Consider the following 23,552-nt stretch of genomic DNA (forward strand, 5'->3'; position numbering starts at 1 on the left):
CTGAATAAAAATTAAGAAAAAACGTAGATTTGACCCGTATATGAAAAAATTAACAGTAATAGACTTTTTTTGTGGAGCAGGAGGCTTTTCCGAAGGCTTTAGGCAAATGGGCTATGATATAATTTACGGATATGACCATTGGAAACCTGCTGTTGACACATATAATCATAACTTCAATTTACAATGTAGCCCAAAGAACATTTTAGATTTCGATAATTCAATTGATGAAATCAACGCTATACCGAACACAGACATTATTCTCGGAAGCCCTCCTTGTGTAAGCTTTTCTAGTTCTAACAAATCTGGAAAGGCAGATAAGTCATTGGGAGTTAAATTAACCGAAACCTTCTTGAAGATAATAGCTGTAAAAAAACATCAACCAAATTCTATACTAAAAGCTTGGTTTATGGAAAACGTTGTAAATTCCAAGCGATACTTACAAACTGCATATACTTTTAAAGATTTAGGGCTTACAGATTGGGCTAATGAGCACAAAATAAGTCCAAACAAAATTGCAATTGATTTATTTGAAAATACAACTGTAATTAATTCAGCAGATTATGGATCAATACAAGCAAGAAAGCGTGTAATATCAGGTGAGATTATTAAACAAAAGAAACTTATAATACCCAATCACACTCATTCTAATCCAAAAATAAAAGGGAGCTTACCTTTATATAAATCAATAAAAATTATTCAACAAAATTTTCCAACCCCATATCAGGAAGAAGATCTCACAAAAGTAAAAGACATAAATTATGATATAAGAATTCCTCAGAATCAGGTTACAGATCATTTCTATGATACTGGTGTTTATGAGGTTGAATGGAAGTTTTCAAAATTTTGGAAACAAAACCACCCTTATATGGGAAAAATGTCTTTTCCTGAGAATAGTAATAACCCAAGCAGAACTATTACTGCAACTAAAATTGCTAACTCACGGGAATCTATTATCTATAAATCAGAGATTAAAAGAACTGGAGATGGAGAATATAGATTACCAACTGTAAGAGAAGCAGCAATTATTATGGGATTCCCAATTACTTATCAGTTTATTGGTTCTGAAAACACTAAATGGAGGCTTGTTGGAAATGCTGTTTGCTGTGCTGTTAGTCGAGCCTTGGCAGATACAACATTGCAGTTTTTTAAACTTAGTAAGCCCAAGAAATTAATTATAAATAAAACACCTAAACTTGAAGGAGTACTTAATTTAAATACCTACAAACTAAAGGAATTTAATAATCCTCCTGTAAAAAATAAAGGTGCAAGATTTAGAAGACACCCTATAAAAGACGGCAATTTAACAGTAACATTATCTAATTACGATATTGATAAAAGTAGTAAAACAAAAAACAAATGGTTTACTTCTATTCAATATGGAACGGGAGAAGGATTTCCAGTCCAAAAGATTGAAGATGAATACTACAAAGAATTAGAACCACTTATCAAAAGTTTCAAGGGTGGCAAGAGATTCTTGGAAATCATCAACAATGGATTTTCTGAAAAAATTGGAAATAAAATACAACTCCAAGATATGTATGAGAAACAAATATCGGTTGAGAATTTAAATGAACCTACAATGCTTGTAGATGAAATTGCAAAAATTATAGAAAAAGTTGGATGCCCAAATTCTACATTTGAGCAAACAGAAAAAGTAGTATTTGAAAACAAATCTGTAGTACCCATTAAACAAGTTTTTGCTCTTTATGCTGTCAATAAAATTTCTTCCATTGCAAATAATAAGTAAGTATGAACAAAGAAGTTAGAATACAAAAAATTAGGGATATAAAAAACCATGAAACTCCTATTGGAAAAATAGATATTCCTTGGAAAGATAGATTGGAACCAATGGAGGTTTATCAGATACCATTAGCATATTTAATCTACAATAAATACAATGGTAGAATTCTAAGCCGAACAAAATCATATGAAAATCAAAATTTAATAATTGATGCTGAAAATGAAAATGGCAAAAAACTAATCGAAGATTTTTTATGGAATTCAAAGGAACAGAAAAATAAAGAGACTCTTGCGAGTTTGGGGAAACTGGGTCAAGAGAAAGTAGGAATTATAACCGAAGATGGAATCATCATCGATGGTAATAGAAGAGCCATGCTTTTAAATAGAATAGACCATATTGATTATTTTAAAGCGGTTGTATTGCCTGTTACCTATGAGGGTAATCCACTTGAGATTGAAAAGTTTGAAACTAAATATCAATTAGGTGAAGAAAGAAAGCTTGATTATAATCCAATTGAAATTTATCTTAAGATACAAAGTCTTTATATTCAATTGAGTGGGAAATCTTTTTACACTCCAGAAAGTGCAGATAAAAATGCAATTAAGAAAATATATGAATGGGTTGGAAATTATAAGAATATAAAGAGTGTAAATGATATTGAGTTTACACTATCTGTTATGAACACAATGGATGAATACTTAGAATGGTTTAACTATAATGGTATTTATACAACACTGGATGAAAGAGAAGAGCAATTCAGAGGATTAACTACCTGGATTTTAAACTATTATGGAGAAGGATCTAACAAACCTTTTGACAATTACACAGATAGTGATGTAGATGATTTAAAGACTTTATGTTATGATTTAATAAGAATAAAATATAAAAATGAGAAATTTAGATATGTTGCTCAGGGCCTAAAGCAAAGTCATTTCTTCGGCAATAAAGAAATATGGGATTCTTTTCAAAATGAACACAGAAGAATAGTAAAAACATTTGATGAGCCTAAAATCGATATAAATGTTAAAAATTTAGAGGTGCATTTAGATAGCATTGATAGTGATTTTAAAAATAAAATAGGCTCTTCTTTAGATGAGAATGTTGATAATCATTATCAAAAACTTAGAAATAAACAATCACAAGATGAGCCTGAAAAATTAATTAGTAAAGCTTTAGATTCTTTCAATTCTATTAACCAGAAAAATAAGAATTTTACATCAAATTCTGTTCAGAAACAAGTAGAAGAACTAGGAAAAAAGGTTTTTGACTCACTCCAAAAAAAATCTCCTTCAAGAGTTTTATCTCATATCATTGAATTATTAGAAGATATTGATGTTGATAAAATCCCCTCAAATGAAGTTGAAGAGCTAAAAGAAAAGGCTAATCGAATCAATCAAATTAGTTATCAAATTAAGAAGAATTTATAATGAATTATTCTATTGATGTTAATATCGTAGATAATTGGTTTGTAATAAAAGGTAATACTGAAGAATTATTACAAAATAAAAGGTTATTTATATCACTCAAAAGACTTAATTATTCGATTGAAAATAATTTTGTTATTATCCCCTTTAGGGAGGAAACTCAGATAAAATCTCTTCAAGAAATTCAAAGTTTACTAAGTAAGTACGATTATAAATTTCAACTAACTGACAATACTCAAAAAGAACTACAAGCTTTTTCAAAAGAAGAGGAAAATTTTGAAGTGTTTAGCGAGAATGCAAGAGCGATTCGTGATAATGAGTTTAAAGAAAATCAACCCTTAGTAAATCAGTTTGATAAATTTCAGGAAGTTTTAAAAGAAACTTTAACAAGAAAACTATATCCCTTGCAATTATTGTCATCTTTCCATATGGCATTTGCTCAAAATTCTTGCAATTTCGCTGTTCCAGGTGCTGGTAAAACATCAATAGTTTATGGAGCTTATGCGTTTTTGAAAAGTTTACCTAAAGAAGATCCTCGTCACGTAAATAAACTTTTAGTAGTTGGACCTCTTTCTTCCTTTGCTCCTTGGGAGAATGAATTTTCAGCGTGTTTCGGATATAAGCCAAACTCTTTTCGTATGTCAGGAGATAACGAAATTTCTATCAAGCAAAAATTAGAACATTTATATTCACCAAACTCACCGGAACTAACATTAATTTTTCACGGTGGGGTTGACCGATTTCAAAATGACATCATTGATTTTTTAAAGCGAAACAAAACAATGGTTGTAGTTGATGAAGCTCACAGAATAAAAAATCCAGAAGGTGTTTGGGGAAGAAGTGTAACAGAAATATCAAAAGAAGCAGTATCGAGAGTGATTTTAACTGGTACTCCAGTTCCAAATGGGTATCAAGATATTTTCAACCTTTATAAATTTATCTATCCATTCAAGTTTAAAGAAATTCTAAAATTTCATTATCACAATTTGGAGGATATGACTAATAATAACTCGACTGAATCACCAAGGGTACAGGAATTAAAAGACAACATTTCACCTTATTTTATTAGAATAAAGAAGAATGACCTCAAGCTTCCACCAATAGAAGAAAAATACATCCCAGTTGAAATGGATTCCCATCAAAGGGAAATATATGATTTTATAGAATCCCAATATCTTCCTCACTTTAAAGAGAATAATTCTGCTACAGTTAAAGACATACTTAACAGAGCAAAACTTATTCGACTTAGACAAGCTTCAACCAATCCGTCACTTTTATCAAAAACTTTGAAAGATTCTTTGGAGAATAATGAGTTAACAGGTGAATTTGACCCAAATGCTATTTTTACTACAGATACTGACGAGTTCATTAATGATTCCGAGTTCTTTAATAAGATAATAAATTATCCAACAGTTGAAACTCCAAAAAAATTTAGAAGTATTTTATCACTGCTTTTAGAGGAAATATTTCCTGAAAATGGAAAGGTAATTATTTGGACTATTTTCATTCAAAATGCTAAGGAATTGAAAACTTATTTAAATCAAAATGGTATTGAATCAAAACTTCTAATTGGAGAAATTCCGCAGGCTGAAAGAGAAGAAACTATAAAGGCGTTTAATGACCCTTTAAATAATGATTTCAAAGTGATAATTGCTAACCCATTTTCTGTAGCTGAATCAATTTCCTTGCATAAAGGTTGTCACAATGCAATATATTTAGAAAGGGATTATAATTGTTCAAATTTCATTCAATCAAAAGATCGAATTCATAGGGTTGGTTTAGATGAAAATCAACTAACAAAATATTTCTATATCCTGTCTAAAGACTCAATAGATGAAGTTATAAATGATAGACTTCGATTGAAAATAGAGAGAATGGAAGAAATTATTAATGATGATATTCCTCTTTTTCAAAGAATTGACAATAATGATGAAACAGACATAATTAATGATTTAATCTCTAATTATGCTAGAAGAACTTAGAAGGTATAGAAATTTTGGCACTCCAAATTATTTCTTTGAATTACTAAGTACATTAAAAGGAAATCAGGAAGCTAAATATACAATAACCGACATTGAAAAATTATTTTACAACCGAGTCATTGATGGTAGAAGTATTTTTGATGGTTGTATTGAAATAGCAATAAAAACAGAAATATTAGTATTTGAAAACGACTTTCTATCTTTAAGTAACGGTGTTATTGATTCTTTGAATAGCATAAGCCAAATGAAAGATAAATTCGTTGAATATCTTTTCAAGGCTTTAAAAGATGATGATGAATTTCACAAAATATTCTGTTCTGATTATTTATCCCACGACATAATTTACAAGTCGTTACAGATAAACAATCGAGCTTTTAGCTTAAAATATTCAAATTTTAAACAATTGTTAATTGACTTTGAGGCGATTAAAACTCATCCAACAACGGAATTAAATAGTTTTATTATTAATAATCGCTACAAGAAACTATTTGATAAGACAGTCCTACCTGAGATTAAAAAAAGAAAGATTGGTATTGAGGAGTTTCGGAAAGCAATGGAGCAACAGCAAATTTATGGCGAAGAAGCCGAAAAGTTTGTTTTAAATTTTGAATTCGCAAGACTTAATGAGCAGAAAGAAATAGATTGGGTAGCTGAATACATTGTTAATGAAGGTTTCGATATAGCTTCATATAATCACGAGCTTGATGAATTACCAAATCGTTTTATAGAAGTAAAATCTTATGATGGTGAAACACCATATTTTTTCTGGTCTAGAAATGAATATTCTGTTGCGAAACGAAAGAAAGATGATTATTGGCTATACTTAGTTAATCGATCAGAAATGAATAAAACCAAGTATGTTCCAATTATGATACAAAATCCATATGAGGAAATACTTAGTAACGATGAAAATTGGGATAAGCAAATTGAAAAATATAAAGTGGAATTAATATACCAACGCTAAAAGCCATACACATTTTGCAATTACTCACGGTTTTACGATTGGTTCTTGGTGTTCATGAACTGCGTTTCACACCAGCTAACACACAAGCCAAAAATTGCAAAAGAGTATGTCTTTACCAATACTAACTAGTTTGCGAAAAAAAGCCAGCAAGTAACAACGTATATAAAAAAAGCGGCTTTGGTGCTTAAACGAAAGATAAATAATAAAATAAAGGTCAATAATTCGAAAATTTAATGCTTAAAAATTCGCTACTTTTCATACAATAACCGTTGGGCGTTATATTATCGTAGAAATTTGTAAAAAACATTATGAAGTATAATTTGGGTATATTTTTTTATTTTTTGTCAATCGTTTTATTTGGACAAAATAAGTCTATGGATTATAATAAAAACCAAAGTGACTTTGAATTTATTGCAAATGAAGATTTAAAAACAGAGTTTAACGAAAATGAAAATTCTAAAAGTAAAATTCAAATAATTGCTAAAATCACAAATGATTCTATAATTTCTATATATTTAAAAAACAACACTAAAGATACTCTAACTTTAAGCAAACAAGATTGGCATCTATACTTAATCCAAGAAGCAAAAAATAAAAATGGAAAATGGAAACCGATTGAATATTGGAGTTATTCTTGGTGTGGAAATAGTTATTTATCTGAAAAAATTACAAGTCAAAAAATAATTAAAACTGAAACTGAAAAATATAATGGAACTTTTGAAACTGAAATAAGATTCAAATTTTTAATTGACAACAAAATATATTATTCAAATCAATTAAAATGTAAAATTGATATAACTCAATTTGATATTCCTGAAGAACTTACAAAACATTCAACCTACAATAATGTTTTAAGAGCTTCTAATAAAGAACTTGCAGAAAAAGTAATGTTCTTAGAACCGAACTCAATGAAAGAATTTTCAGAAAAACATGAAATTTGGTTGAAAAAGATTACTGAAAAAAATAAAGGAAAATAAAAAAACTACCCACAACAACCGTATCTATTGCGCAACATCTCTTTACGACTAATTTTTTAAAATAATTTACAAAAACAGCATAGCTTAAAAAAAGCTGTTTTTATATTCGAGTTTTTAAACATAGAGAATCGGAGTAAAACTTCTCGATACGCTGCGCACTCGAAGGGACGTAGATTGTGTTGAATGATTATACTCAAAATAATACTCCAAACCACCACTCCATCTGTTCGAGTGTTTTTTATGGAATAAAAAAAGTATCGAGAAATCGAAAACACAAACTTATCATCCTATGAGTATCTTATTCGTAATTTAATGTTTTAAATTCAAAACAACAAACAGACGACTGTAACTTACGAACACTTACAAAAAATATCAAATCAAAACCCAAAAAATTAAAATTTAATAATAATTTTGAAAAAAATTATAAAATCAGAATGAACCTACACTACCTCATTAGAGAACCGAAAATACAACAAGAACAAAATCCAGTATTAATTTTATTACATGGTTATGGCAGCAACGAAGAAGACTTGTTTTCTTTTGCAACCGAATTACCAGAAGAATACTATGTCATTTCCGTTCGAGCTCCTTACGACTTACAACCTTATGGACACGCTTGGTATGCCATACATTTTGATGCAGATGAAAACAAATTTTCAGATGATAACCAAGCTAAAGAATCGAGAGATTTAATAGCCAATTTCATAGACGAAATCATTGCAAAATATCCTATTGATAAAAACAAAATCACACTAATCGGTTTCAGCCAAGGAAGTATTCTAAGCTATGCCACTGCTCTATCTTATCCTGAAAAAATTGCAAGAGTAGTAGCATTAAGCGGTTACTTGAATGAAAACATTATTGCAGAAAACTTCAAAAATAAAGAATACAAACACCTACAATTTTTCATCTCACACGGAACAGTAGATCAAGTAATCCCTGTAGATTGGGCTAGAAAAGCAAAACCATTTATGGAAAACTTAGGTTTACCGGTTACTTATAATGAATATCCTGTAGGACATGGTGTTGCACCACAAAATTTCTATGATTTTAAAAACTGGTTAGAGAAAACAAAATAATTATAACAACGACGTTGTTCCTCTCTTTCAATACAATATAAAAACAAGAAAAGCTCTACTTTTATAGTAGAGCTCTTCTAAAAACAAACTAAAACTAAACAACTATGAGCGAGGTAGAACAACAGTATCTACCACATGTATAACGCCATTTTTTTGGTTCACATCGGCAATCGTAACTTTAGAACTGTTACCATTTTCATCTGTGATATAAATATCTTTTCCTTTCATCCAAGCTGTTAGTGTTCCACCGCTAACCGTTTTGAAAGCAAACTTCCCTTTTCCTTTTTTAATAGCAGCCATAATATCTTTTGAACTCCATTTTCCTGTAGCAACATGATATTTTAAAATAGTCTGCAACATTTCTTTGTTCTCTGGTTTTAGCAAAGTTTCAACCGTTCCTTTTGGTAATTTTGCAAAACCCTCATTGGTTGGAGCAAAAACAGTAAAAGGACCATCAGACATTAACACATCTACCAAATCAGCCGCTTTTACCGCTGCTACTAAAGTTGTATGATCTTTAGAATTTACAGCATTTTCTACAATGTTTTTACTTGGATACATTGGTGCTCCACCTACTTCAACTGTTTTTTCCATTTTTTGAGCATTCATTTGAGTTCCAAAAAATAAACTAAATGTTACTAAACCTATTGCTAAAATTTTATTCGTTTTCATGTTATATGAATTTAAGTTATAATTGCATTTACGAGAGAAGTTTAATTTTGGTTTTAAAAAAATAAAAAAAATTTAAAAAGACTTTCAGTAAATGACAATTCAATAAATATTTATTACTTTTGAACCTTATTAAAAAAGACATTATGGCAACAGTAACTTTAGGCGGAAACGCAATACATACAAGTGGAGAATTACCAACAGTAGGTTCAAAATCTCCAGATTTCAAATTAATTAAAAACGATTTAGGAGAAGCTTCTCTATCTGATTTTTCAGGAAGCAAACTTGTTTTAAATATTTTTCCAAGTATAGATACTGGAACATGTGCTACATCTGTAAGAGAATTTAATGCAAAAGCTAGTCAACTAGAAAACACTAAAGTATTATGTATTTCTCGCGATTTACCATTTGCTCAAAAACGTTTTTGTGGAGCAGAAGGATTAGAAAACGTAATCAACCTGTCTGATTTTAATACTGGAAAATTTGGAAAAGACTTTGGATTAGAAATAACAGATGGTCCATTAGCAGGATTACATTCTAGAGTTGTTATTGTATTAGACGAAAATGGTGTTGTAAAATATACCGAACAAGTAAGTGAAATTGCAGACGAGCCTAATTACGAATCCGCTTTAGCTTCCTTATAATTTACTATGAACTTTGAAAAAGATAATACTTTCTTTACTGGCAGACTAAAAAGTATGGCTTTTGCCATAAAAGGAGCTTTTAAATTATTAACAACAGAACATAGCGTAATGGTACAGTCATCACTGGCTCTACTTGTAACAATAGCTGGTTTTTATTTTAATATTACAAAAGTAGAATGGCTTATTCAAACACTAGCTATTGGTCTTGTATTAAGTATTGAAGGTCTAAACACAGCCGTTGAAAAAATTGCTGACTTTATTCATCCAGATTATCATGAACGTATTGGTTTCATCAAAGATATTGCTGCTGGAGCTGTTTTATTTGCTGCTTTCACTGCAATAATAATTGGTGGAATAATATATATTCCTTATTTATTTTAAATTCTCTATTTTTGTAAAATAGTGCTCGCTAAATGGCTAAGAAAAGTAACCAAGAATCTAAAAATACAACTGCAACAAAAGAAAAAAAATCTTTTAATCTATCCAGACAACAAAAATTCAGTATTGGTGTCTTGTTAGTATTATTAGCTATTGCCTTATTATTATCTTTTGTTTCACACTTTACATCAGGAAACTACGATCAAAGTCAAGTTAATGAAGTTCTTGATAGATCTGTTGTTACCTACAATTGGCTTGGAAAATTTGGAGCCTATTTAGCTGATTTCTTTCTATACAAAGGATTTGGTGTTGCCTCTTTTCTTTTTGTTAGACTTCTTTTCCTTGCTGGAGTTTATCTAATATTAGATCTTTCGATATCAAAATTAAAAAGAACCATCTTTTGGGATTTTTATATCATCATCATTTTATCTGTCCTTTTTGGTTTCTTCTGGGACATTCTTCCTCAGCTAGCAGGAACAATTGGTTTTGAAATGAATCTATTTATTCAAGATTATATTGGAAAAGCAGGAACATTATTAGTCCTTCTTTTTGGAATCATTATTTTTTTAATATTCAAAATAAAAATATCACCCGATACCATAAAGAATCTCTTTGAAAAACCTGTGAAAACATTTCAAGAGGAATTAGCTGATGAAAATGCTGAAAACATTTCAAAATCGAAAAATGAAAATATAACATCGGAAAATCTTACTGATAATTTTACAATTAAAGAAGATGATGATGTAATTTCTAAAATTGAATTAAAACAGCCTTCTACTTTTGAAGTTAACAAAGAATCATTAAAACCAACTATTTCTAATTCATCCGAATTAACTTTAGAAACAAAACCAACCAAAGCGCAAGATTTAAATATTGAAGTTTCAAATACTTCAATCACTGATGATTCAGAACCAGTAAGCGATTTTGTAATTGAAAAAGTGGAAGAAGAAGAAATTGTAGAAGGAAATCTTGCCGCAAAATTAGTACAAGACTTTGGAGAGTTTGATCCTACATTAGAACTTTCTAATTATCAAGTACCACCAATAGAATTATTAAAAGAATATGCCACAGGTGGAATTACCATAAACCAAAGTGAACTAGAAGAAAATAAAAACCGAATTGTAGAAACACTGAAAAACTACAGTATAGGTATTACACAAATAAAAGCAACTGTAGGACCTACAGTAACCTTATATGAAATTGTTCCAGATGCTGGAATAAGAATTTCTAAAATTAAAAATCTAGAAGATGATATTGCCTTATCACTTGCAGCACTAGGTATTCGTATTATTGCTCCTATTCCTGGAAAAGGAACTATTGGTATTGAAGTACCAAACAATAATCCGACAATGGTGTCTATGAAAAGTGTTCTTACATCGCCTAAATTTCAACAAGCAGAAATGGAATTACCTATTGCATTAGGTAAAACTATTTCAAATGAAACCTTTGTTGTTGACTTAGCAAAAATGCCTCACTTGTTAATGGCTGGAGCAACTGGACAAGGAAAATCAGTTGGGTTAAATGCTATTTTAGCCTCATTACTCTATAAAAAACACCCAGCAGAAGTTAAATTCGTATTAGTAGATCCAAAGAAGGTAGAACTAACACTGTTCAATAAAATTGAACGTCATTATTTAGCAAAACTGCCAGATACGGAAGAAGCTATTATAACCGATAATACAAAAGTTATCAATACATTAAACTCTTTATGTATTGAAATGGACAATCGCTATTCTTTATTAAAAGATGCAATGGTTCGTAATATTAAAGAGTATAATGAAAAATTTAAATTACGAAAACTAAATCCTGAAAACGGACATCGTTTTTTACCCTATATTGTACTTGTTGTTGATGAGTTTGCCGATTTAATTATGACAGCAGGAAAAGAAGTAGAAACGCCTATTGCTCGTTTAGCTCAACTTGCACGTGCAATTGGTATTCATTTGATTATTGCAACGCAACGCCCTTCTGTTAATGTAATTACAGGGATGATTAAAGCCAATTTCCCTGCCCGAATTGCCTTTAGAGTAATGTCTAAAATAGATTCAAGAACAATATTAGATGCAGGAGGAGCAGATCAATTAATAGGTCGTGGAGATTTGCTATATACAAACGGAAATGACATGGTGCGTGTACAATGTGCGTTTATAGACACTCCTGAAGTAGAAAAAGTCTGTGATTTCATTGGAGGACAAAAAGCATATCCAGACGCTTACCTTTTACCTGAATATGTTGGAGAAGAAAGTGGCACGACTCTTGATATTAACATTTCCGACAGAGATACTTTATTCAGAGAAGCGGCAGAAGTTATAGTAACAGCTCAGCAAGGAAGTGCCTCTTTAATACAAAGAAAATTAAAATTAGGTTACAATAGAGCAGGTAGAATAATTGATCAATTAGAAGCTGCTGGTATTGTTGGACCATTTGAAGGAAGTAAGGCACGTTCTGTTTTAATTCCTGATTTAGTATCATTAGAACAATTTTTAAATAATGAACAAAATAATTAATACAATGAGTAAATTTTTCAAATTAGTATGTTTTCTTTTAGTTGGTTTTTCAATCCAAGCACAAGACGCTGCTAAAGCTAAAAGTTTGTTAGATGAAGTCACTACTAAGGTAAAGACTTATGAGAATATCGTTATTGAATTTAAATATGCATTAAGCAATCCAAAAGAAAATATAAATCAAGAAAGTAAAGGAAATGTTACACTTAAAAACAATCTTTACAATTTGAACTTTATGGGTGTTACTAAAATTTTTGACGGTAAAAAAGTGTACACAATTGTACCTGAAGATGAAGAAATTTCTATTTCAAAGTATGATGAAAATGATGATAGTGCTGTTACACCTTCAAAAATGCTAACATTCTTTAATTCAGGTTATAAATATTCGTGGGATATTTTACAAAATATAAAAGGGCGTAAAATTCAATATGTAAAATTAATTCCTATTAGCTCAAAAGATCAGAGAAAAGAAATATTATTAGGAATAGATGTTCAAACAAAAAACATTTACAACCTTATTGAAACAGGCAAAAATGGAACAAGAACAACATTAACTGTTAATTCTTTTAAAACAAATCAGCCAATATCGAAAAATCATTTTACCTTTACCGAATCAAAATACCCTAATTACTATATCAATAGATTAGACTAAAAATAAGGTGAAATTATTAGACAAATACATTGTTAAATCCTTTATGATTACATTTACTTCGGTATTTGTAATCCTTTTTTTTATATTCATCCTACAAGGAATATGGTTATTTATAGCCGAACTTGCGGGTAAAGATTTGGATTTTTTTACTGTCATAAAATTTCTTTCGTTTTATGCTCCTACAATTGTTCCTTTAGTTTTACCGCTATCTGTATTATTAGCCTCTATTATGACATTTGGAAGCTTTGCTGAGAATTATGAATTTGCAGCAATGAAATCTTCAGGAATATCATTACAAAGAGCTATGAAAATGTTAACATTTGCAATCTTTGGATTAAGCATTGTTTCTTTCATATTTGCAAATAATGTAATACCTAAAGCGCAATATAAATTTCTAAATTTACGTAAAACCATTGTACAACAAAGACCTGCAATGGCAATTGCTGAAGGACAGTTTAATCCTATTGGTTCTACAATAAATATTAAAGTAGAAAAAAAATCTGGTGATAACGGAGAACTTCTTGAAGATGTAACCATGCATATTAAAAACGTAAATGCTGGTTTAGGAGCTAATACTGTTATTAAAGCCAAAAATGGAATTTTAAGAAGTGATAAGGATTCTAATTATCTTCAACTAGAGCTTCTAGATGGAAATTATTATGAGAATGTGATTCCTAAAAAATATGAAGATCAAAAGAAATATCCATTTGCAAAAAGTAGTTTTAAAAAATACATTCTTAATTTAGATTTAACGAAACTAGACAACAATAGTGCTGATGATAGTGATATTACATCAGAAAAAATGTTAACACTAAACGAATTAAATTACACTATTGATTCGCTACAAAATAATTACAACAAAGACATTGTTTCTTTCACAGATAATATTGTACAAAGAAACGATTATGTGTTCCAATTAAAAAGAGTACAAAATATTACTAAAGAAGAAAAAGTAGATGATTTACTCTCTCTTTTTACACTTGCTGAAAAATCGAGAATACTAGAAATGGCAAAAAGCAACACTTCAAGTACAGAATTTAGTATCAATAATAGTAAATCAGATTTAGAATATAAAAAGAAGAATATTAATGCTCACTGGATTGTTATTCATGAAAAATTCATCATTGCATATTCTTGTTTATTAATGTTTTTTATTGGTGCTCCATTAGGTGCTATTATTAGAAAAGGTGGAATTGGTCTACCTATTGTATTTGCAATCATCATTTTTATAGCATTTCATTTCATTAATACATTTGGAAGAAAAATTGCTCAAGAAGATTCGATAACACCTTTCTTAGGAATGTGGATGTCTTCTTTTATACTTACACCATTAGCCGTTTTTTTAACGTATAGAGCAACTAACGATATAGGTGTAATGATCAATTTTGATTGGATTACAGATCCATTTAAGAAATTATTTTTAAGATTTTCAAAAAACAACTAAACCACAATGTCAAACAACATACAACTAAACACAATTGAGGAAGCTATAGAAGATATCCGTCAAGGAAAAATAATTATAGTAGTAGATGATGAAGATAGAGAAAATGAAGGTGATTTTTTAGCGGCTGCTGAAAAATGTACTCCTGAAATGATTAACTTCATGGCAACTCATGGTAGAGGATTAATTTGTACACCACTTACAGAAAGTCGTTGCAAAGAACTCGATTTACACTCAATGGTACGTAATAATACCGATCACATGGAAACAGCATTTACCGTTTCTGTTGATTTAAAAGGACATGGTGTTACTACGGGTATTTCTGCTGCTGATAGAGCAAAAACTGTAATTTCATTAATTAATCCAGAAACTAAATCGTACGATTTAGCAAGACCTGGACATATTTTCCCTTTAATTGCAAAGCAAGGTGGAGTTCTAAGAAGAACAGGACATACTGAAGCAGCTATTGATTTTGCAAGATTAGCGGGTTTTAAACCTGCTGGCGTTATTTGTGAGATCATGAATGAAGATGGAACTATGGCTCGCTTACCTGAACTGGTAGAAGTGGCTAAAAAGTTTGACTTAAAATTAGTTTCTATTGAAGATTTAGTTGCTTATAGAATGCAACATGATAGTCTAATTCAAAAGAAAGAAGATTTTGAAATACAAACTCGTTTTGGAACATATAGACTTCGTGCTTATCTTCAAACTACTAATAAGCAAGTGCATTTGGCTATTACAAAAGGTACTTGGAGCAATGGAGAAGCAATACTTACAAGAATTAATTCTACATTAGTAAACAATGATATTTTAGGAACATTAACAAATGATGCTGATAAGAAGCTTGATGTAATGTTCAAAAAAATTAATGAAGAAGGAAAAGGAGCGATTATCTTTATTAATCAAGAAGTAAAATCCTTAGAATTATTATCTCGTTTAACGGAATTAAAATCGTTACAGGAAAATGGTGTAATTAAAGCTCCGCAAGTGAAGATGGATAATAAAGATTTTGGTATTGGTGCACAAATATTACACGACATTGATATTTCAAAAATAAAATTATTATCAAATACACCTGATCAAACAAAACGTGTTGGAATGATTGGTTATGGATTAGAAATAACAGAATATGTTAATTTCTAGTATTAAAAAAACCACAATTTAATAGCTAAAGATGACACTGTAATTATTAAAAATAGCTTAATTACTTTGTCATCTTTTTTTACAGACCATCGACTTCCAAACCAAGCACCAGATGCATTTCCTATTGTAAGAATAAAAGCCAAAGGGTAATTAATTTTATCTTCCAGTGCAAATACAATTACAGCTCCTATAGTATATATCCATACTACAAAAACTTTCGTTACATTTGATTTTAAAAGGGATAATCCATTTAAATAAGGTAAAATAATAAGCATTAGAAATCCAATTCCTGCATTTATAAAACCACCATAGATTCCTAAAAAGAAGAAAATCCCAATAGCTATATATAATGGTTTCCCTGTTGTTTTCTCAACAATATCTGCATAGTTTTTCTTTGGTCCAAAAAGAAGAGTGAGTAAAACCATAATCATAATAATAGATAAAATTCTATTAAATAATGCTCCATCAATTCCTATTGCAATTTTAGCTCCTATAAAAGAACCTAAGAAAGCTGAAATGCCTAAATATAAACTAAAAGGATATGTTGAAATGCCTTTACTCTTGAACCCTTTTACAGCAGTAAATGTTTGAATTAAAATAGCAATTCTATTTGTTCCATTAGCTAATGGAGCTGGTAAACCCAAAAAAATTAAAGCAGGAAGCGTTAATAAAGTTCCACCACCAGCAATCGTATTTAAAAAACCAGCTATAAAACCTATTGGAATTAAAAGAAGGTATTCGTATTGAAAAGCCATTATATTTTTTTAATGGTGCAAAGATATTTAAAATCATTCGCATATTTCTCGCAACTCTTTTTATATAATATAGTCATACTAAAAAAGGCTCAATTTAATAAGTTGAGCCTTTTTTAATCCTATATTGATATTTAACGTTTCAAAGAAAAATGAGCTTTAAATATTTTTTGCTGTAAGTTTTCGCTATACTCAATTGTAAACCAATAATCGGTTGATGGTAATTGCTGACCGTTAAAAGTTCCGTCCCAACCCGTTCCGTTTGGACTTATTTGTTTAATTAATTTACCATAACGATCAAAAATATGTATTTTAGAATCTGATTGTCCACGTAAAGTAGTAATGTTCCATGTATCATGAATTCCATCTCCATTTGGAGTGAAAAATTTAGGATAATCGATAACCAAAATATCAATCGTTAAATAAGTACATCCTTGTGTATCAACAACCGAAACATTGTGTAAACCACCACTTACGTTAGTAAAAACGTTAGAATTTTGAAATGCTCCATCATCAATTTGATACTGAAATTCACCATTCCCTCCTGTTAATATTATTTCTATAGTAGCGTTATCTGTAAAAGCGTTGGTAACAGTATAATCTATTGCTGTAGCAGGATTTATTTCAGTTACTATTACTATATTTGATGTTCCTGCACAACCTGTTAATACATTTTCAACTACAACATAATAACTACCTGCTGAATCTACTTCTAAAGTAGGAACATTTGTTATTGCAATATGATTTATTGGATCACTTGATTCATACCATGTAAAACTATAGTTTGTTCCAATAAAATTACCTGCATACAATCTGTATTTTTGAAAAACAAGACCTGTTGCTTGTTCAACACATATTGTTCCGTCTTCTAATATTGGTTTTGGAAATGGGTCTACATAAACAGTATAATCGGTATATTCTCCTGTACAATTTCCTAATTTTGATTGTGCACGATAAATTACAAAACCTTGTGTATTTGATGTATTGACTAAAACATCTGTATTTATTTGTACTGGAGCAACTCCGAATCCTCCTGTAGCACCTGTAACTCCTACAGATTGAAGCACAGTCCACTCTACTTCTGTTCCTACTATTATTGGGTTTTCAACTATAATATCAAAATTTGGACTTCCACCACTGCAAATAGTTTGCGATTGTAATACAATAGGTTTTCCAGGTTGCGGATATACTGTTATTTCATCACTTAATATTGGAGTTCCTACACAGCTTCCATTACGCGGTGTGATTTCAAATGATAATGTTCCTATAATTTCTGGATTAGATGTTGTAACAATTAAATTTATTAAACCAGATGTTGTTCCAAAAGTAGTACCTCCTTGAATTGTAACTCCATTTAATAAGGCTACCCAATCATAAACTGTTCCTGTTGGATTTCCTAAAATAGAAACTTGTAATTCATCTCCTGAACAAATTTCGGAAAGATTAAAATTGATTGTATCTACAGTAGGAATTGGAGTTACTACTATTGATACTGGATAAGAATCGCCTTCGCAACCATTTAATACTGGAATAATATTTAATGTTATATAGCCTAAATCTGATGTGTTGAATAATGTTGCTATTTGATTGATATTTGTTTCATCTCCATTTATTTGATAGTTTCCGTCAATATTCTGCACTGTAGCATTCCAGATATAATTTTGACTTCCCGTAACTACAATATCAGTTGTTGTTCCTGAACATATAGTATCTGTATAAGTTACATTAGAAATTATTGGTTTTGGTGTAACAGTAACAAAAACCGAAACTGGATCACTTATACATCCATCTACAGTTACGGTAATACTATATTCTACTAATCCGTTTACAGTATTATCTACTAACGTTAAAAGATTGGTTAATACATCAAATCCAGTTTCAGAGGTAGCTCCTGTTACATTTATAGCTTGTACAACTGTCCAATTATACATTATATTTCCTGTAACAACACTACTATTTAATTGAGCTGTAAACAAGCTTGCTGAACAAATAGTTTGAGTATTTGGTGTTGCTGTTACTACGGGTTTTGGATTAACAATCACTTGAGCTGAACTATTTAATGTTTGGCTACAAAATGGACTTGAATTTGAGACAATGTTTATTAAGTTATAATTACTATTTGTAGTTAATACTGGTGTTGTAATAATTGCTTGTCCTGTTCCATTTAATGTTATCGTTTGATTAGTTCCACTATCTACAGTATATGTTACCTCTGCATTTGGTGTTCCATTTATTGTAATAGTTCCTGTGTTATTTGCACAAATTGTATCTCCTGTAATTGTTGCTGTAGGCAAATCATTAACTGTTATAGTAATATTATCTGTTAATTGATTATTACAAGTACCTATTGCTACGTTTACTAAATTATACGTAACGTTTGATGTTAATATTGATGTTGTTATTATAGCTTCTCCTGTTCCATCTAATGTAATTATTTGATTTGTACCTCCGTCTACAGAATAAGTTACCTCAGCATTTGGCGTTCCATTTATTGTAATAGTTCCTGTAGAATTTTTACAAATAATTGGGGTTGTTGTTGAAATACTAGCTGTAGGAGATGAAATCACAGAGACTGCCACTGTTTCATTTAAAGGTTGGTTACATATTCCAATTGCAACATTATGTAAGGTATAAAAGCTATCCGAAGTTAATATTGGAGTTGTTATTATAGCTTCTCCTGTTCCATCTAATGTAATCATTTGATTTGTGCCTCCATCTACAGAATATGTTACCTCTGCATTTGGCGTTCCATTTATTGCAATAGTTCCTGTAGAATTACTACAGGTTGTAGACCCCATAATTGTAGCAGTTGGTAAAGGTATAACCGTGATTGTTGCTGTTCCTGATTGCACTTGACTACAAAAAGGAGCTGTTGTTGAAGTTGCACTTATCAAAGTATAAACACTATTTGATGTTAATACAGGAGTTGTAATACTAGCCTGACCTGAGTTATCTAGTGTGATTACTTGATTTGTTCCTCCATCTATAGTATATGTTATTTCTGCATTTGGTGTTCCTGTAAAGTTAATGTTAGCACTTGTATTTTCACAAATGGTTACATCTCCTAAAATAGTAACAGTTGGTAATGTTTGAGTTGTAACTGTAACCGATTCGTTTTTAACTTGATTACATAAGACAGTTACATTATCACTATCTAATATTTTTACATTTTCAAGGGTAAAAGTTGTTGTTGCTGTCACAGTTTGTGTAAGAACAAAATCGCCTGTTATTGCATCTAAAATAGCAGATTGTATTGTTCCTCCATCTATTGAATAATCAATACTTGCTCCTGGTGTGCCTGTAAAAGTAACTGTGACATCTTCTCCATCGCACAATTGAGTATTAGAAATTGAAATGGAAGCATTTGGAACTAAATAGACCCTTAAATTAAATTCCATTAAATTATAACATCCACTTACATTATCAACCACTTTAGCATAAATCGTTTGTGGGTTTGATGTATTACTAATAATATTTGGAAGCGGATCTATTCCATCAGTAGCATTTGCTAATGTTGTATAAAATGAGATTGTATTATTAACCAAATCAGGATTAATATCGTTGCGAACGGAATTTAAATCAAATATACCTGTGTTTGCTGTATTACTACATGTTTTATAATCTTCTATCTGATTTGCTACTGGAGGTGTAGGAAAAGCACCATCGTTTTGAGTTGCTGTTCCTGTCCATTGAATTTGAAAACCACCGTCTCCAACAGGTCTGTCTATTGCTATGTAATACGATTGTCCTGCTGTTACCGTTAACCATCTTACATAACTATTACCATTTGCTCCTGGACCAGTTGTGGTTAATGTTGTGCCTCCATTCATTCCTGTGTGATTATTTGGTTGTCCTGCTAATTGCGGATTTGTAGTTGCGCATCGAATTGGACTTCCTAAATTATTACAACTTCTATCAGCTCCATAAACCCAAAAATCATAATCAACCGTTATACTTGTATCATCTGGAATTAAATCAAAGCCTAATGTTCCCGATTGTACTATATTAATTTTTAGCCAAATTGAATTGTGTTCAAATCCGCTACAACCAGATACTTCTTGTATATCTCCTACTCCATTTGCATTTGAACTAAAACTACCATTTCCACATACTACAATAGCATCAACACAATCATTTGGTTCGTTTTGCGCCAACATCAAGTGTATTGAAATTAACGTAAAAAATAAAGTTAAAATACTTCTCATCTTATTTTATTTATTTATAACAAATAGCTAATCTGTTTATAAGACTAGCCATTGTTTTTATTTACAATTACTCCAAAATCCTTAATTATATAATAGTATTTTATTTCTTAACTATTATAAATTCTGATCTTCTATTTTGAGCATGTTGTTCATCTGTACAGTTTGAATCACAGTTTATTTTTGGCATTGTACTTCCATATCCTTTTCCTGAAATTCTATCTTTATCTATACCTTTAGAAATAATATATTGAACTGTTGATTGTGCTCTTCTTTCTGAAAGTTTCAAATTGTAATTCTTATTTCCTTTAGAATCGGTATGCGATTTTACTTGAATAACCATAATTGGATTTTTCAGCATCACTCTTACTAATTTATCTAATTCTGTAGCTCCTCTATCTGTTATATTACTTTTATTAAAATCAAAATACACATCATTTAATAATACTTCTGTTTCTGTAATAATCACTTCCTCTGGAACCATTTCTATGTTTACATTATTTATTCCAGAAACTGTATTTTTTAAACTAGCATCTGCAATTTCATAATGTTCTAGTGTTGCTTTGATTGTATAATTTAAATCGCATTCAACATCATAAATTACTTTTCCTTGACTATCTGATTTTTGAGTAGTAATAATATTTCCTTTGTTGTCTAAGATTGCAACATTTGCATTAGATAATTTATATCCTGTTTTACTATCTGTAATTAATACAATTGTTTGTGCCTTGCAAACAGGTGTTGCGCTATATATGGCATCAAATCCGTTTCTATTTGATGAAAAATATCCTATATTTAATTTCTTATTTACACTAAATGAAAAATCATCTTTTTCAGTGTTAACAGGTTTTCCTAAATTAATTGCTTCTTCACTCTTATTTAAATCTATTTTAAAAATATCTAATCCTCCAAAGCCTTGTTTTCCAGAAGATGCGAAATACAATTCATTATCATCTGTAATAAAAGGAAAATTTTCTTTTCCTGGAGTATTAACCGATGTTCCAAGATTTATTGGTGTTCCAAAACCATTTTCTTGAACTTCCACTTTCCATATATCTGATTCGCCTAAACCACCTACCATATTTGAAGCAAAGTATAATGTTTTTCCATCTTTACTTAAACTTGGACTACTAACCGAATAAGCTGTACTATTAAAAGGTAATGGTTCTACTTGACTCCATTTCCCATCAATTAGTATGGCCTTATATAATCCTTGTTGTCCAACCTTCACGTTTGTGTTTTTGTTTTTAACAAAATTCCCTGTACTATGACCATCTCTGGCAAAAAACATAGTTTTCCCATCAGCAGAAATTGTAACTGGACCATCATGATATGGAGTATTTAACTCATTAACAGGAGTTGATTCTGACAATGTTCCGTCGGAATTTCTGATAATTTTAAAAATATCCAAATAAGGTTGATTATTCCATTTATCTGTTTTCCCACTAGAATTTCTAGTGCTTACAAAATATAACGTATTATCATTTGTTAAATAAGCTCCAAAATCATTTGCTTCTTTTGAGCTAATTGCAGTATCTAATACATCAAACAATTTTGATTTATTGGCTAAACTTGGGATATAGTTCGGGTTCTTTTTGTGTTCAATTGCTCTTATGTCATTAGGAATCATATATGCAAATACATCCATTTGGGCATTAGCTTCTTTGTATTTCCCTTGCGATTTTAATGTTTGCGCATAATGATAGTACGTTTCAGCATCTACTTTTTTAGTTTCTACTGCTTTTGCATACCATTTAGCTGCTGCTTCATAATTATTCAAATTATAATAACTATCGCCTAATTGTTTAAAAACATATTGATTTGGTTCTTCTTTATTTGCTATAGTCAAATATTCCTCAATAGCATTAACATATTGATAACTCTCAAAAAGTTTATCTGCCTTTTGAGTTGTTTTATTTTGTGCGAAAGACATTGTTATTGCTAACAAAAATCCTATTCTTATACAATTTCTTTTCATTACGTAATTCTTTTATAAATTAGAAATATCGAGGTGATATTGATGCTTTTTTCGCGAAATTCAAATCGAATAACAACATAAATTCATGTGATGCTGGTGTTGTTACTTTTAAATCTGAAACTATATGATCATAAGCATATCCTACTCTAATACTTGGTGTTATGGCATAATTAACCATTCCTCCAAACGAATCATCTATTCGATATGTAGCTCCTAGCTCAAACTTGTCAAAAAACATAACATTAGCGGAAACATCTAATGATGGAGTTACATTAAATGCTGATTTTAGCATAAATGATGGTTTGAATTTTGTATTATCTGATAAATTAAAAACGTATCCTCCTGTAAGAAAATAATGTTGTGTTTCTGAACCAAATTGATAATCATTTCCATTTTTAGTAACATCAAGGTATTTACTTTTCAACATATTTGGAACCGACAAGGCTACATAATATTTTTGTGTATAGTAAAAGAATCCTGTTCCTACGTTTAAATAAGTATTATTCACATTTTCACTAAAAGCAATGTCGTTTTCATCTGGAACAAATCCGTTTCCAATTTCACTATAAAGTCCTACTCTATGAAAGGTTGCACCTGCTTTTAATCCTAAAGCTAAACGATGCTCTCCTCCTAGGTTTAAAGTATATGAAAAATCTGCGTAAGCATTATTCTCTTCAACTGGTCCAATTTTATCTGAAATGACAGATAGGCCTAATCCAACATTTTTACCCACAGGACTATGTCCTGATAAAGTAGCTGTTTTAGGTGCTCCGTCAACATTTACCCATTGTTGTCTATATAAAAGACCGATGGATAAATTCTCTTTTGAACCCGCATAAGCAGGATTCATTACATTCATATTATACATATATTGTGTATAATGGGGATCTTGCTGTGCTTGCGATTTTATAGCAAATACAATCAAAAACAAAGATGTTATATATATTTTTTTCATTGTAAACTCAAATTACTATGTTATTAATACAGTCTACTCATTAATAAAACAATAAGTAGACTGCTTT

Annotated in this window: 17 protein-coding genes; 12 read left to right on the forward strand and 5 right to left on the reverse strand. The window is 30.3% G+C overall.

Features of this window, described 5'->3' with window-relative positions; genetic code table 11:
- The first annotated feature begins 40 nt into the window (after positions 1-40).
- From LXD69_RS16475 to LXD69_RS16500, 6 genes are all read left to right on the forward strand, one after another.
- Positions 41-1,747, forward strand: coding sequence for a DNA cytosine methyltransferase (locus LXD69_RS16475; protein ID WP_246916176.1), 1,707 nt, complete (start codon positions 41-43; stop codon positions 1,745-1,747).
- Positions 1,748-1,749: 2 nt separating this feature from the next.
- A complete protein-coding gene (locus tag LXD69_RS16480) occupies positions 1,750-3,168 on the forward strand; it encodes a hypothetical protein (RefSeq protein WP_246916177.1) in 1,419 nt (472 codons plus the stop codon).
- Entirely contained in the window at positions 3,168-5,147 is a 1,980-nt protein-coding gene (locus LXD69_RS16485) for a DEAD/DEAH box helicase (RefSeq protein ID WP_246916178.1), read from the forward strand. The genes LXD69_RS16480 and LXD69_RS16485 overlap by 1 nt, the downstream gene beginning before the upstream one ends.
- Positions 5,131-6,111 (forward strand): DUF3883 domain-containing protein, encoded by a 981-nt coding sequence (locus LXD69_RS16490; RefSeq protein ID WP_246916179.1) that lies wholly within the window; start codon positions 5,131-5,133, stop codon positions 6,109-6,111. The genes LXD69_RS16485 and LXD69_RS16490 overlap by 17 nt, the downstream gene beginning before the upstream one ends.
- A 374-nt stretch (positions 6,112-6,485) precedes the next feature.
- A complete protein-coding gene (locus tag LXD69_RS16495; RefSeq protein WP_045966570.1) occupies positions 6,486-7,088 on the forward strand; it encodes a hypothetical protein in 603 nt (200 codons plus the stop codon).
- Positions 7,089-7,522: 434 nt separating this feature from the next.
- The gene (locus tag LXD69_RS16500) at positions 7,523-8,167 is read left to right on the forward strand and encodes an alpha/beta hydrolase (RefSeq protein ID WP_045967426.1); all 645 of its coding nucleotides are present in this window, start codon (positions 7,523-7,525) and stop codon (positions 8,165-8,167) included.
- Between the two features lie 102 nt (positions 8,168-8,269).
- Here LXD69_RS16500 and LXD69_RS16505 read toward each other — a convergent pair whose 3' ends face one another.
- Positions 8,270-8,839, reverse strand: coding sequence for a fasciclin domain-containing protein (locus LXD69_RS16505; protein ID WP_246916180.1), 570 nt, complete (start codon positions 8,837-8,839; stop codon positions 8,270-8,272).
- Between the two features lie 143 nt (positions 8,840-8,982).
- Here LXD69_RS16505 and tpx point away from each other — a divergent pair, with 143 nt between their 5' ends.
- From tpx to ribB, 6 genes are read left to right on the forward strand one after another with little or no spacing between them, the layout of a single operon-like run.
- The gene (tpx, locus tag LXD69_RS16510) at positions 8,983-9,480 is read left to right on the forward strand and encodes a thiol peroxidase (protein ID WP_045966560.1); all 498 of its coding nucleotides are present in this window, start codon (positions 8,983-8,985) and stop codon (positions 9,478-9,480) included.
- A gap of 6 nt (positions 9,481-9,486) precedes the next feature.
- Positions 9,487-9,861, forward strand: a complete 375-nt coding sequence (locus LXD69_RS16515) for a diacylglycerol kinase family protein (protein ID WP_045966558.1) — start codon at positions 9,487-9,489, stop codon at positions 9,859-9,861.
- A 32-nt stretch (positions 9,862-9,893) separates the two neighbouring features.
- Entirely contained in the window at positions 9,894-12,365 is a 2,472-nt protein-coding gene (locus LXD69_RS16520; RefSeq protein ID WP_246916181.1) for a DNA translocase FtsK, read from the forward strand.
- Positions 12,349-13,014, forward strand: a complete 666-nt coding sequence (locus LXD69_RS16525; protein ID WP_045966554.1) for a LolA family protein — start codon at positions 12,349-12,351, stop codon at positions 13,012-13,014. The genes LXD69_RS16520 and LXD69_RS16525 overlap by 17 nt, the downstream gene beginning before the upstream one ends.
- Before the next feature lie 7 nt (positions 13,015-13,021).
- Complete coding sequence (locus LXD69_RS16530; protein ID WP_246916182.1) at positions 13,022-14,458, forward strand: LptF/LptG family permease; 1,437 nt, start codon at positions 13,022-13,024, stop codon at positions 14,456-14,458.
- 6 nt (positions 14,459-14,464) lie between these two features.
- Positions 14,465-15,598, forward strand: a complete 1,134-nt coding sequence (gene ribB, locus LXD69_RS16535; RefSeq protein ID WP_152640668.1) for a 3,4-dihydroxy-2-butanone-4-phosphate synthase — start codon at positions 14,465-14,467, stop codon at positions 15,596-15,598.
- Between the two features lie 2 nt (positions 15,599-15,600).
- Here the strand turns inward: ribB and LXD69_RS16540 are convergent, their stop codons facing one another.
- The 4 genes from LXD69_RS16540 to LXD69_RS16555 form a co-directional block, all read right to left on the reverse strand.
- Positions 15,601-16,353 (reverse strand): sulfite exporter TauE/SafE family protein, encoded by a 753-nt coding sequence (locus LXD69_RS16540; protein WP_045966550.1) that lies wholly within the window; start codon positions 16,351-16,353, stop codon positions 15,601-15,603.
- Positions 16,354-16,484: 131 nt separating this feature from the next.
- Complete coding sequence (locus LXD69_RS16545) at positions 16,485-20,555, reverse strand: T9SS type B sorting domain-containing protein (protein ID WP_246916183.1); 4,071 nt, start codon at positions 20,553-20,555, stop codon at positions 16,485-16,487.
- 100 nt (positions 20,556-20,655) lie between these two features.
- Positions 20,656-22,530 carry an OmpA family protein gene (locus LXD69_RS16550; RefSeq protein ID WP_246916184.1) on the reverse strand — a complete coding sequence of 625 codons (1,875 nt, stop codon included), beginning with the start codon at positions 22,528-22,530 and terminating at the stop codon, positions 20,656-20,658.
- Between the two features lie 19 nt (positions 22,531-22,549).
- Positions 22,550-23,485 (reverse strand): PorP/SprF family type IX secretion system membrane protein, encoded by a 936-nt coding sequence (locus LXD69_RS16555; protein ID WP_246916185.1) that lies wholly within the window; start codon positions 23,483-23,485, stop codon positions 22,550-22,552.
- Positions 23,486-23,552: the final 67 nt, after the last annotated feature.

Source organism: Flavobacterium sediminilitoris (genome assembly GCF_023008245.1).
In the GTDB taxonomy this organism is placed as follows: Bacteria; Bacteroidota; Bacteroidia; order Flavobacteriales; family Flavobacteriaceae; genus Flavobacterium; species Flavobacterium sediminilitoris.